The 13398-nt window shown below is 38.1% G+C and carries 12 protein-coding genes and 1 pseudogene; 11 read left to right on the forward strand and 2 right to left on the reverse strand.

The features are described 5' to 3' along the window. Positions 1–5: 5 nt before the first annotated feature. Entirely contained in the window at positions 6–1088 is a 1083-nt protein-coding gene (locus ACOKFD_RS17575; protein ID WP_422859100.1) for a chorismate mutase, read from the forward strand. A gap of 108 nt (positions 1089–1196) precedes the next feature. Next, positions 1197–1871 carry a head GIN domain-containing protein gene (locus tag ACOKFD_RS17580; protein ID WP_422859101.1) on the forward strand — a complete coding sequence of 225 codons (675 nt, stop codon included), beginning with the start codon at positions 1197–1199 and terminating at the stop codon, positions 1869–1871. 55 nt (positions 1872–1926) lie between these two features. Here the strand turns inward: ACOKFD_RS17580 and ACOKFD_RS17585 are convergent, their stop codons facing one another. Continuing rightward, on the reverse strand, positions 1927–2367 hold the full coding sequence (locus tag ACOKFD_RS17585) for a hypothetical protein (RefSeq protein ID WP_422859102.1): 441 nt from the start codon (positions 2365–2367) through the stop codon (positions 1927–1929). 97 nt (positions 2368–2464) lie between these two features. Here ACOKFD_RS17585 and rsgA point away from each other — a divergent pair, with 97 nt between their 5' ends. The 8 genes and pseudogenes from rsgA to rlmN all read left to right on the forward strand — a co-directional run bounded on the left by rsgA (position 2465) and on the right by rlmN (position 11775). Next, positions 2465–3412 (forward strand): ribosome small subunit-dependent GTPase A, encoded by a 948-nt coding sequence (gene rsgA / locus ACOKFD_RS17590; RefSeq protein WP_422859103.1) that lies wholly within the window; start codon positions 2465–2467, stop codon positions 3410–3412. 2 nt (positions 3413–3414) lie between these two features. Further along, entirely contained in the window at positions 3415–3867 is a 453-nt protein-coding gene (dtd, locus tag ACOKFD_RS17595; RefSeq protein ID WP_422859104.1) for a D-aminoacyl-tRNA deacylase, read from the forward strand. A 78-nt stretch (positions 3868–3945) separates the two neighbouring features. Beyond that, the gene (locus ACOKFD_RS17600; RefSeq protein ID WP_422859105.1) at positions 3946–5868 is read left to right on the forward strand and encodes a DUF3857 domain-containing protein; all 1923 of its coding nucleotides are present in this window, start codon (positions 3946–3948) and stop codon (positions 5866–5868) included. 15 nt (positions 5869–5883) lie between these two features. Beyond that, positions 5884–7896 carry a DUF3858 domain-containing protein gene (locus ACOKFD_RS17605; RefSeq protein ID WP_422859106.1) on the forward strand — a complete coding sequence of 671 codons (2013 nt, stop codon included), beginning with the start codon at positions 5884–5886 and terminating at the stop codon, positions 7894–7896. A gap of 2 nt (positions 7897–7898) precedes the next feature. Further along, positions 7899–8225, forward strand: coding sequence for a nucleotide pyrophosphohydrolase (locus ACOKFD_RS17610; protein ID WP_422859107.1), 327 nt, complete (start codon positions 7899–7901; stop codon positions 8223–8225). A 66-nt stretch (positions 8226–8291) separates the two neighbouring features. Then, positions 8292–9521, forward strand: a complete 1230-nt coding sequence (gene aroA, locus ACOKFD_RS17615) for a 3-phosphoshikimate 1-carboxyvinyltransferase (RefSeq protein WP_422859108.1) — start codon at positions 8292–8294, stop codon at positions 9519–9521. 85 nt (positions 9522–9606) lie between these two features. Further along, positions 9607–10657 (forward strand): annotated as a pseudogene (queA, locus tag ACOKFD_RS17620) (tRNA preQ1(34) S-adenosylmethionine ribosyltransferase-isomerase QueA). Between the two features lie 77 nt (positions 10658–10734). Next, positions 10735–11775 (forward strand): 23S rRNA (adenine(2503)-C(2))-methyltransferase RlmN, encoded by a 1041-nt coding sequence (rlmN, locus tag ACOKFD_RS17625; protein WP_422859109.1) that lies wholly within the window; start codon positions 10735–10737, stop codon positions 11773–11775. A gap of 3 nt (positions 11776–11778) precedes the next feature. On the opposite strand, the gene ACOKFD_RS17630 is transcribed toward rlmN, so the two are convergent. Next, positions 11779–12273, reverse strand: coding sequence for a DOMON domain-containing protein (locus ACOKFD_RS17630; RefSeq protein WP_422859110.1), 495 nt, complete (start codon positions 12271–12273; stop codon positions 11779–11781). Between the two features lie 99 nt (positions 12274–12372). Between ACOKFD_RS17630 and ACOKFD_RS17635 the strand changes: the two genes are divergently transcribed. Next, entirely contained in the window at positions 12373–13350 is a 978-nt protein-coding gene (locus ACOKFD_RS17635) for a polyprenyl synthetase family protein (protein ID WP_422859111.1), read from the forward strand. Positions 13351–13398 lie beyond the last annotated feature (48 nt).

Genomic DNA, 13398 nt, shown 5'->3' on the forward strand with positions numbered 1-13398 from the left:
ATACCATGGAGAACAGTAAAGAAATGCGAAAATGGTTGGATGATATGGCTTTGCCACATCCGTTGGTCATTGCAGGCCCATGCAGCGCGGAAACCGAGGAACAGGTGTTGAAAATAGCCCATGAGCTCAAAGATTCAGATGTAAATTATTACCGCGCTGGTATCTGGAAACCCAGAACACGTCCCGGAAATTTTGAAGGAGTGGGAGCCATTGGGTTAAAGTGGTTGCAAAAAGTAAAAGAGGAAACTGGGCTTAAAACAGCTACCGAAGTTGCCAACAGGGCGCATGTAGACCTTGCTTTGGAACATGATATTGATATGCTTTGGATAGGCGCACGTTCAACCGTAAGTCCTTTTATCGTGCAAGATATTGCGGACGCTTTAGAGGGAACTGATAAAGTGGTATTGATAAAGAACCCAGTAAATCCTGACCTTTCTCTTTGGTTGGGAGCTGTGGAGAGGTTGCACTCAGCCAATATCAAAAAACTTGGAGTTATCCATAGAGGATTCTCCAGTTACGAAAAGACAAAATATAGGAACATACCGGAATGGCAATTGGCCATTGAGTTACAGACCCGCTTTCCTGATTTGCCATTGATCAATGACCCAAGTCACATCACAGGAAAGAGAGATATGGTATTCGATGTTTCGCAAACTGCATTGGACTTGAATTTTGATGGACTGATGATTGAAACCCATTTTGACCCGGACAATGCTTGGAGCGACGCGGCCCAACAGGTGACCCCGGATACATTGAAACAGATGTTCATTGATTTAAAAATGAGAAAGGAAACAGATTTAGAGGCCGAGTACAACAGCAAGTTGAGCAATCTTAGAGCTCAGATTGATGTGATTGACAATCAATTGATAGACACACTTGGAAAGCGTATGAAGGTTTCTGATGAAATTGGAAAACTGAAAAGGCAGAAAAACGTAGCGGTTTTACAAACAAATCGATGGAACGCTATCTTGGGCAATATGATTCTGGAGGGCGAAGAACGTGGGCTTAGTGAAGAATTTGTGCTTCGTATGTTCAAGGCCATTCACCAAGAATCTATAAACCATCAAGAAAAAATTATCAACGCATAGTTTTCGAAAATATGGAATAACAATGCTGCTCAGATATAAGGGCGGCATTTTTTTTGTGCTAAGTGTAACAAATGATTTTAGGGTTTATCTTTAGACAAAACAGAAAACATGAAAGCACTAAGTACTCTATTCATATTGGCATTTACCATATCAAGTTTTGGGCAAAGAACAATTGACACCGAGGTTGGAGATTTTGATAAAATCAAGGTTTTTGACCTTATCGAGGTAAATCTGATTCAATCCGATGAGAATCGTATCATGATTAAAGGCAGAAATGTAGATGACATAGTGTGGATGAATAAGGATGGGGTTTTGAAATTGAGAATGCAATTGGATAAAAAGTTTACAGGTGAATACACTTTTATCGAGGTATACTATACAGACCTAAAGGTTATTGATGGTAACGAAGGTGCCGAAATTACCTGTAACGAAATGGTCAGCCAACATGAGATAGAGCTTAAGGCGCAGGAAGGGGCAAAAATCAAAATTGGCATGGATGTGAGCCACACAAACATTAGGGCAGTAACCGGTGGTATAGTTGAGGCTTCAGGTTTGGCCAAAAGTCAAAGCATTGTCTTGAATACTGGAGGTATTTTCGAAGGAAGAGAGCTTCGCACCTCTTCGGCCAAAGTAAAGATATCCGCTGGTGGCGAAGCGGAGGTCTTTGCCATGGAAGAAATAGATATCAACATTAAGGCAGGAGGTGATGTGGATGTATATGGCCAGCCCAAAAAGGTAAACAAGAACACCTTTGTAGGCGGAAGGGTTCGCATAGTGGATTAAATAAAAAAAGGCTCTGAATATCAGAGCCTTTTAATTTTTCACTTCGGTAAAGAATCTACTTTTTGAAGATGTATCTGGTAATGAAAATTCCTTTTCCATCTCCTTTACCTCCTTCACTTTCCACAGCACTGGTAACAAATGCAAGTTCCCAACCATTGGCAACCATGTCATTGATCATAGAAGTTAATAGAGCATCATTGGCAGCAATATTCTGAAAACGGATACCACCAATATTGTAGAAGTTCAACAATTTGGTTTCCTCAAAATTCTTAACACGGATTTCTCCACGCTTTGATTTGTTTCTTGTGTTGTCGTCTTCGGTTTGTACACTTGTGTATTCTCTGTAATCCTTGTCTTCAAGGGCGTTAACGATACGGGACCTACCCAAACCATTTGGGACAATAGACTCCACACTGGTAACTACCTTAAACTGTTGTGCACTGACGGAAAATGTCGATACAAGTGCGATTGCCGCTACAAATAAAATTTTTTTCATAATAGATTAGATATGATTGATTATTAATATGTTAAGATAGATATACGTTCATAATCCAGTATTATTGTTTCTTTGCAAAGAAAATTATAAACATTAGGTGCTAGGAACTGTTTACAAATCCACGGGTAGTTGGTACTCTGTAAAAACAGGGGAAGGGGAATTTTACAACTGCCGAATAAAGGGAAAGTTCCGCATACAGGGTATTAAAAGTACCAACCCAATTGCGGTTGGAGATGAAGTAAAGTTTCAACTGGAAGAAATAGGCGATGAAACCGTTGGGGTCATTTCCCATATTGAAGAACGTAAGAATTACATCATTCGAAAATCGGTCAACCTTTCCAAGCAAACACATATAATTGCTGCTAATCTTGATCAAGTTTTCTTGTTGATTACGTTAAACAACCCCATGACTTTTACAAGTTTTATTGATCGTTTTTTGGTGACTTGTGAAGCATATGACATTCCTGTGGTACTATTGTTCAATAAAATGGATGTGTATAGTGATGAGGAACAAGAAGAGGTGAACCACCTTATAAAGCTTTATGAAAAAATAGGGTACCCTTGTATTGAAATTGCCGCCAAGGAAGGACTGAATGTGGACAAAGTAAAAGAATGCATGATCGGTAAAACAAGTATGTTCGCCGGTCACTCAGGTGTTGGCAAGTCAACTTTGGTGAATGCGCTAGAACCGGGATTACAATTGAAGACAGCAGAAATATCCGAGCAACACCTTCAAGGTCAACACACCACTACCTTTGCTGAAATGTACGACCTCAGTTTTGATGCAAGAATCGTTGATACCCCTGGAATAAAAGGTTTTGGTATTGTGGACATGGAAAAAGATGAAATCGGGGATTATTTTCCGGAGTTTTTTGAATTGAAATCAGAATGCAAATTTAATAACTGCTTGCATTTGGATGAACCCAAATGCGCCATAAAACAAGCTTTGGAAGAAGGTAATGTTACTTGGAGCAGGTATCGTAGTTATGTTCAGATGGTGACGGGAGAAGAAGAGAGTTATCGTATGGATATTCATAAAGGATAAGAATGCGGGCAGTAGTTCAAAGAGTCTCCAGAGTAAGTGTTACCGTTGAAGGTAGGGTAGTTTCAAAAATAGAAAGTGGTTTACTTGTGCTTTTAGGTATTGAAGACCAAGATACCGAGGAAGATATCAAATGGCTATCCAAAAAAATAATCAACCTGCGCATTTTCAATGATGATGATGGTATCATGAATCAATCACTTGTTCAGCAAGATGGAGATGTTATTGTTGTTAGTCAATTTACGCTTCATGCCCAAACCAAGAAGGGAAATAGACCTTCGTATATAAAAGCATCCAAGCCGGATATTGCCATTCCTTTGTACGAGAGATTCCTTGCTCAAATGGAACAGGACCTGGGCAAAAAAGTAGGCTCTGGCGTATTTGGCGCAGACATGAAAGTAGAACTATTAAATGATGGCCCTGTAACTATCTGGATAGATACAAAAAACAAGGAATAGAGCATTTTTATCGAATAAGTTTTTCTTTTTTGTAGGAATTTTGGCATATTAGAGTATAAAATTAACCAACCAATCTTAATGCCAAATTTCTGTCCTCCCAGATATGTCATTTCCTTTTTTCTTTTTCTTCTTCTTTTAGCTAAAGGTTATGGAGGCACAATTGAAACTTCTGAAAGTCTTTATAAAGGAGTTAATGCCATTGTAAGACTTGATGAAATGAAGATTAATGTTCTTTCCGTAGATAAGATGACTTATACTGTTAAGATTGTTACTACGGTCCTTAATGAATATGGAGATTCATACGCTCGCAGCTCCGTGTCTTTTGATAAAGAAAAACAGGTAAAAGGTATTTATGTCAAAATCTACGATAATGATGGGGGAGAGATTGAACATATAAAACGGAAAGAATTTCAAAATGTAAGTGCTACGGATGGTTTTTCGCTTTATAGAGATGATAGGGTATTAACCTATAGATATGTTCCGATTAGCTATCCATACACTATGGAATTCTATTATGAGGTAGAAACTTCGGACACAGGATTTTTCCCACAATGGTATTTTTTGTCCGGATATGCTGTGAGTGTTGAAAAGAGTATTTATTCCATTACATATGCCTCTCAAGAATTAAAGCCGATTATTAAAGAACGCAACTTAAAAGGTTTTAATATCAACAGCTTAGAAGACAGCAATAACATCACTTACACAGGTAAGAGTATTGCAGCTCTGTACAGGGAGGAATTGAGTCCAAATTTCAACAAAATTGTCCCTAGACTATCAGTGAGATTGCCTAAATACGCTTTTAAAGGTATAAATGCGGAAATTAATACATGGCAAGATTTAGGGAGTTGGATGAACAAAAACCTTCTGGATGGGAGACAAGAATTGCCGATGGAAACCAAACAGGAAGTTATAGAGTTGGTTGATGGAATAGAAGATAAACTTGAAAAAGCCAAAAAAGTATACGAATACGTTCAGAACAATACCCGTTACATTAGTGTTCAAGTTGGGATAGGTGGATTCCAGCCCATTTCGGCTATTGAAGTGGACAATGTGAAGTACGGGGATTGTAAAGGGCTTTCCAATTACACAAGAGCACTCTTAAAACAAGTTGGCGTTGAGTCATTTTACGTTCATGTAGAAGCTGGAAGGGAGCGAATTGATTTTGATGAAGATTTTCCAGATTTACTTCAGGGCAACCATGCGATTTTAGTTATCCCTTATAACAATGAATATTATTGGATTGATTGTACATCCCAGCTACTTCCATTTGGATTTATAGGGGGTTTTACAGATGGGAGAAAAGTTTTTGTTGCAAAACCTGATGGCGGTGAGATAGTAGAAACAAAATCTTATTTGGATGATGATAATCTAAAAGATATTCGAGGCAAAATGAAAATGAATCGGGACGGAAACCTATTTGGGGAAATCGAATTAACAACAAAGGGTATAATGTATAATAGGCATTTTCATTATCTAAATAACATTTCAAAGCAGGATGTATCAAAATACTATAGAACCTATTGGTCTTCATTGAACGGATTGGATATTTTGGATTATAAGTTTTTAAATGATAAAGAAAATGTTGCGTTTACTGAAAAAGTGGAGTTGTCCTTGAAAAACTATGGGGTTTCAAGTGGTAATCTTCTGTTGGTTCCTTTAAATGTATTCAATAACAGATTGGAGGTTCCTAATAGATATTCGGATAGAAAATATCCCGTAAAAATATCTAGAGGCTATCTAGATAAGGACGAATATAAAATTGAGCTTCCTCCAAACTTCCGAATTGAAGCAATTCCAGATAAGAAAAAAATTGTATCGGATTTTGGTGAGTATTCAATGTCAGTGGAAAAACTTGATGAATCAAATACGATCTTGTTTAAAAGAAGTCTGTTGATTAAGTCGGGACTATATCCCAAAGAAAAATACATAGAATATCGAGCTTTTATAAAGGCTGTAATCAATGCGGACAATTCCAAGATGGTTTTAAATAACAAGACATAATCTAAATCACAATAAATGAAACCTTTACTTGCTTTAATAGCCCTATTTTTTTTGTATTCAAGTTTTGCCCAAGAGGTAAAATTTGGTAAAGTATCCAAATCAGAACTCCAAGAAACTGTATATGAAAAGGATTCTTCAGCCGCGGCAGCAATATTATATCGTAAAGTAAACATTTTCTTCAGGTATCAGCAGGATTTGGGATTCAGCATTATTAGAAGTGTTCATGAAAGGGTCAAGGTCTATAACAAAGATGGGTTTAAATACGCTACTGTAGCGGAGAACTTATATAAAGATGGTGGCAAGAGAGAGACCATGGGAAGTCTTAAAGGTTTTACCTATAACCTGGAAGGAAGTCAAATAGTGAAGAGTAAGGTTAAATCATCTGAAACTTTTAAAACCAACCTAAACAAATATAGGGATGAAGAAAAGTTTACTATGCCTAGCGTAAAAGAAGGGAGTGTAATAGAATATGAGTATAACGTGACTTCGCCATTTTTTTGGTACATAGACGAAATACCATTCCAATATGATATTCCGATTAAATTTGAAGAGGTTACCTTAGCAATACCTGAATATTACAATTTTAAGACCGCTGTTAGAGGTTATCTCCCCTTAAACCCTGAATTTTCTACACAATCAAAATCTATAAATGTTACAACAAAGGCAGACCGCCAAGGTGGAATATTGCAAAAAGCAGTAGCCGACTACAATCAAGGTTCCATCAAGTATAAAGAAAACAAAACTCTTTTCAATCTTGTTAATGTTCCTGCTCTAAAGTCTGAAAGTCATTCTGGAAATATCAATAACTATAGATCTGCAATTAAATACGAACTGCAATATGTGAAGTTCCCCAATTCTCCTTTGGATACCTATTCCACTACTTGGGAAAAAGTGGCTAAAAATATTTTTGAAAGCGAAAGCTTCGGCGGGCAATTGAACGGTACTAAATATTTTAATGATGATCTTGGAGCATTAATTTCTGGTCTCACAAGTGATAAAGAAAAGGCATTTAAAATCTTTGATTTTGTGCAAAATAGAATGACTTGGAACGGCCTTTATGGAAAATATTCGGACTTAGGAACTAAGAAAGCCTACAATGAAAGAAAAGGTAATGTAGCTGATATCAATTTAATTCTGGTCTCCATGTTGAAGGAAGCAGGATTAAAAGCTTATCCAGTATTGATAAGTACACGTGGACATGGTATACCTTTGTTTCCAACAAGAGAAGGATTTGATTATGTGGTGAGTTCCGTTGAATTAGACGGAGAAAAAATCTTAATGGATGCCTGCAGTAAATTTACAGCTCCTGATTTATTACCTGTTGATGCATTAAATTGGAATGGTAGACTAATCAAAGAAGGAGGTATTTCTGAAGAGATTTCCCTTTATCCAAAACAATTCGGTAAAGAGGCAGTTAGGATGATGGTGAGCTTAACTCCAGATGGGGATGTAAAAGGAAAATTAAGGAACAGTTTTACAGGTCATGAAGCATTTCTTTATAGGGATAAATACGCTAACGTTCATAAAGAAGACTATCGGGAAAAACTCGAAAATGCTTTTGGTAACCTTGAAATAACAAATCTGGATGTAAAAAATGAGAATGATTGTTATAAACCTTTATTGGAAAGTTATGAGTTTGTAGTAAATGGACAATGTGATGTTATCGGAGATAAAATATACTTTTCGCCCATGTTGTTTGAGGTTGCCAAAGAAAACCCATTTAAATCAGACATAAGGAACTATCCTATAGATTTTGCCTACCCAAGACATAAGAGCTACATAATAAACATTACCATTCCAGAGGGATATGAAGTAAATTCGTTGCCAGAGAACACAAGTGTGAACTTGCTTGAAAATGCTGGAAATTTCAATTATAGTCTGGGGAAGCGTGGAAATACATTGCAATTAAAATGTGATTTAAAAATAAATTCTACGATTATCCTACCTTCAGAGTATGAAGCAGTCCGGGATTTTTATGCCGAGATTATCAGAAAAGAAGCAGAACAAGTAGTACTTTCTAAAGTTTAATTATGAACATCCAAAATGCCCAAAAAGCGGTTGACGATTGGATTCAAGAACATGGAGTCCGGTATTTTAATGAATTGACCAATATGGCACAGCTTACGGAAGAAGTGGGCGAGGTAGCCCGTATTATAGCTAGGCGATATGGAGAACAGAGTGAAAAAGAATCGGATAAGGCTAAAGATTTAGGCGAAGAGCTGGCCGATGTGGTCTTTGTAGTGCTCTGTCTGGCCAATCAAACCGGCATAGACTTGCAAGAGGCATTTGACCGTAAATTGGATTTGAAAACCAAAAGAGATCACGACCGTCACCAAAACAACAAAAAACTGAAATAAAGTGATTTCCCCAAAGGGACATTAAGTTCGTTTTTTCTAGCTTTGACTCTCTTAAAGAATAGCCTTTTGAAACTTAAGCTGAACCAACTACAAGACCCTTTTATTAAAGCCTCAATACGGATTACAGGCTCCAAAAGTGAGACAAATCGACTTTTATTGCTTAAAGCACTTTTTCCAAACATCGAAATAGAAAATCTTTCCAATTCCGATGATGGACAGGTTATGCAAAAAGGGCTCCAAAAAAAACAGGGTGAAGTGGATATTCACCATGCAGGAACTGCCATGAGATTTCTTACCGGGTATTTTGCTTCCCAAAAAGGCAAAGAGGTTGTGCTGACGGGTTCCGCGCGGATGAAAGAACGACCGATACAAGTCTTGGTGGACGCACTTAGCGAACTTGGTGCCGAAATAGAATATACCAATACTAAGGGATGCCCGCCAATACGGATTTCAGGTAAAAAGTTGACCAAAAGCAAAGTGGCACTTCCGGCCAATGTAAGTAGCCAATACATTTCTTCATTGCTTTTAATTGCTCCAAGCCTTGAAAATGGATTAGAACTTGAGCTTATAGGAAAAGTTACTTCGGTCCCTTACATAAAAATGACCTTGAGCTTATTGGACGAATTGGGAATTTCGAACTCATTTGAGGGAAACAAAATTATTGTTCACCCTAGAAAAGATGTTGCATCAAAGACCATGGTAGTTGAATCTGATTGGAGTTCGGCAAGTTACTTTTACAGTATTGTCGCTATGTGCAAAGTGGGTTCTCAAATAAAGCTTTCCGCCTACAAGAAAAATTCCTTGCAAGGTGATAGTGTACTTCAAGAAATCTACACCCAATTCGGTGTGGAAAGCTCTTTTTCGGATACCGAGGTTACTCTAGAGAAGGTAAGCGAGCATCATACAGATTTCTTTGAATATGACCTTTCCAATGCCCCTGATTTGGCCCAGACCATATCAGTAACCTGCTTAGGATTGGGAATGGGGTGTCGTTTAACGGGTTTGCATACGCTTCCCATTAAGGAGACGGACCGTTTGTCGGCTCTTCAAACGGAGCTGACCAAATTGGGAGCACAAGTGGAAACTGATACAGAGAGTTTGATTTTAAAGCCAAATTCTTCAATCAACAAAGGGATTTCCATAGATACCTATCATGACCATCGTATGGCTATGGCGTTCGCTCCTTTAGCACTAAGAACCCATCTGTTTGTTAATGATGCAGGGGTTGTTTCCAAATCCTATCCTGATTTCTGGGAAGATCTCAAGACGATTGGTCTTCAAATAGCTGAGGTATAACTGCATTTAATTATCAAATTACTTGACATCCCCTATATCAGGATTGTATATTTGCCATCCTTTATAAAAATCTAAAAAAGTCTAGATGAAATTATCAAACTTCAACTTTGAATTACCTAAAGAATTATTGGCCGAATACCCTGCTGAAAATAGGGACGAGTCCAAGTTGATGGTAATCCATAGGGAAACTGGAAAAATTGAACATAAAATGTTCAAAGACCTCATTAACTACTTTGATGAAGGTGATGTAATGGTGCTTAACAATACCAAAGTTTTTCCTGCTAGACTTTACGGAAACAAAGAAAAGACTGGTGCTAGAATCGAGGTCTTTTTACTTAGGGAATTGAACCAAGAACAACGCTTATGGGATGTTCTTGTAGTATCCTGCAAGAAAAATCAGGATTGGAAACAAGCTCTATTTTGGAGAAGATGAAAGTTTGGTGGCAGAAGTAATAGACAACACTACTTCAAGAGGAAGAACCTTGAGATTCTTATATGATGGTTCTTACACGGATTTTAGAAGAAAGCTTCGTGAGTTGGGTGAAACTCCGCTTCCCAAATACATCAAAAGAGATGTTGAGCCAGAAGATGAGGAACGTTACCAAACCATATACGCTAAGCACGAAGGAGCTGTGGCGGCACCAACGGCTGGACTACATTTTTCTAAACACCTTTTGAAACGTTTGGAGATTAAAGGTGTTGATTTTGCAGAAGTGACATTGCACGTAGGACTAGGTACATTTAATCCAGTTGAGGTTGAGGATTTATCCAAACACAAAATGGATAGCGAGGAATTGGTGATAGATGAAAAGGCCACTGAAGTTGTAAATAGAGCCAAACAGAATAAGAAAAAGGTTTGTGCAGTAGGTACTACCGTAATGCGTGGTTTGGAAAGTGCAGTATCGTCAGAACATACGTTGAATACTTTTGAAGGTTGGACCAACAAGTTTATTTTTCCTCCTTATGATTTCAGTATTGCGAACTGCATGGTGACCAATTTTCACCTGCCTAAATCAACACTTCTGATGATGATTTCTGCTTTTGTAGGACATGATTTGATGAAAAAAGCTTACAAGCAAGCGATTTTGGAGCAATATAGATTCTATTCCTATGGTGATGCCATGTTGATTATTTAATCAATTGAAACAATATTTGAGTCCCGTTGAGAGCCAACAGCATCCCAGCGGGATTTTTTGTAGCTATATTTACCCTAGTGGAAGTTAAAAAGAAAGACATAAGAGCCCTTACAAAAGACCAATTGCGCAACTTTTTTGTAGAGCAAGGGGATAAAGCCTTTCGTGGTAACCAAGTATATGAATGGCTATGGAAGAAATCAGCCTATTCCTTTGATGCCATGACCAATATTTCCAAGGAAACACGGAGTATGCTGGAGGAATCTTTTGTCATCAACCACATTCAGGTAGATCAGATGCAAAGAAGTTCCGACGGTACCATTAAAAATGCGGTTAAACTCCATGATGAACTCATTGTGGAATCAGTTTTGATTCCTACCGAAACACGAACAACTGCTTGCGTTTCGAGTCAAGTGGGATGCAGTTTGGATTGCAGGTTTTGTGCTACCGCCCGCCTAAAAAGGATGCGTAACCTAAATCCAGATGAAATCTATGATCAAGTGGTTGCCATTGATAACCAAAGTAGGCTTTACTTTGACAGGCCTTTGAGCAATATTGTCTTTATGGGAATGGGTGAGCCCTTAATGAATTACAATAATGTTTTAAAAGCGATTGACAAAATCACCTCACCTGAAGGTCTGGGAATGTCCCCTAAAAGAATCACAGTATCCACATCGGGAGTTCCTAAAATGATAAAGAAAATGGCAGATGAGGAGGTCAAGTTCAACTTGGCGGTTTCCCTTCACTCTGCAATTGACGAAGTAAGGACATCAATAATGCCATTCAATGCCACTTTTCCACTCAAGGATTTAAGGGAAGCTTTGGAATATTGGTATTCCAAAACCAAAAACCGCATAACCTACGAATATGTAGTGTGGAAAGGAATCAATGACACCCAAAGCGATGTGGATGCCTTGGTAAAGTTTTGTCAATTTGCACCTTCGAAGGTTAATCTTATTGAATACAATCCAATTGACGACGGCGAGTTCCAGCAGGCCCCAGACTCTGCACTACAAATGTATCAAGATACACTTCAAAAAAATGACATTATCGTAACGGTACGAAGGTCGCGAGGTAAAGATATTGACGCGGCTTGCGGACAACTGGCCAATAAATCTTAAGCGCTACAGCCTAACTTCCACATGTTTTCGCATTCTTGAATGATGGTCAAACTCATCTTCCATGCTAAAGGCACAAATGAGCCAAATCGAATTGCCTTTTTTTAAATCCATGTGATATTTGTCAATGGCGGTAGTAGGAAGGGAAAAGCTTACCCACGTTTTTCCCGAAGATTCCCTGCCACTTACCGCTATTACTTGAGATTGAGAGCCTAATTTAGCTACTGGCTTGGGGTTCCCAACACCAACAACAAAAAAGTCCTCTGCTTTTACCTTTCCGTCAATCACATTCACCATAATCAAATTACTTCCAACAATATCATTTTTAGTATTAAATCCAAGGGCTATCCAGCCGTCATCTGGAGCAGATGCCGAAAAAGTGATGGTATTGTCATTAAAATCCCAAGAAACATTCATCTCATTTACTTTCACCTGCTGCGAGAAGCAAATGGAACAAAATAAAACAACAAGAGATGTGGAAACGAAACTTTTGCAATTCATTTTCTGATTTTTTGATTGATGTTCATAAAGCTAAGACTAGAAATAATAATTAGCTCCTAACGACTAGTTAAAAAAATCCTGACGTATCTTTGCTTTTGGATGAAAATAGTCTCGCAGATTAAGGAACCCATCGAGAATGAGATGGAGCTTTTTGAAGAAAAGTTTCATGAATCCATGTCTTCCAAAGTTGCGCTTTTCAATAGGATTACCTATTACATAGTAAATAGAAAAGGGAAGCAAATGCGACCCATGTTCGTTTTTCTTACGGCCAAATTATTGAATGGGGGTTCTGTAAACGATAGAACCTATTGCGGTGCATCCATAATAGAACTTATACACACGGCAAGTTTGGTCCATGATGATGTGGTGGACGAAAGCCATAAGCGAAGAGGTTTCTTTTCGATCAATGCACTTTGGAAAAACAAAATTGCGGTTTTAGTAGGTGATTTTCTTTTTTCACGTGGGGTCTTGGTAGCTTTGGACAATAAAAACTACGATCTTCTTCATATTATCTCCAACGCGGTGCGGGATATGAGCGAAGGAGAATTGCTTCAAATTGAAAAGGCTCGACTTTTAGATATCACCGAAGACGTCTACTACGATATCATCCGCCAAAAAACAGCCACATTGATTGCAGCATGTTGCAGTATGGGAGCATGTTCCGTAAAGCCCGATTCAGAACATGTGGAAACCTTCCGGAAATTTGGAGAACTGTGTGGTATGGCATTTCAAATAAAGGATGACCTTTTTGACTATGGTGCAGAAAAAATAGGGAAACCAACGGGTATCGACATCAAAGAGCAAAAAATGACCCTACCTCTTATTTATGCCTTGAATCATAGCGATGCGGAAAAACGAAGATGGCTGATAAACTCCGTTAAAAATCACAACAAGAATAAGAAAAGAGTCCGTGAGGTTATCGCCTATGTCAAAGAAAGAGGAGGGTTGGAATATGCGATTGCCAAAATGCTGGAATTCAAGGATGAAGCATTATCCCTCTTAGAAAAATATCCAGATTCCCAATATAAAGATTCCCTTATTTTAATGGTCAACTATGTGGTTGACCGAGAAAAGTAATGGTGTAAAAAACGGATATTCAGCGTATTGAAATTTTTTTAAGAGAAA

Origin of the sequence: Flagellimonas ulvae (genome assembly GCF_049333175.1) — a bacterium.
Classification (GTDB): Bacteria; Bacteroidota; Bacteroidia; order Flavobacteriales; family Flavobacteriaceae; genus Flagellimonas.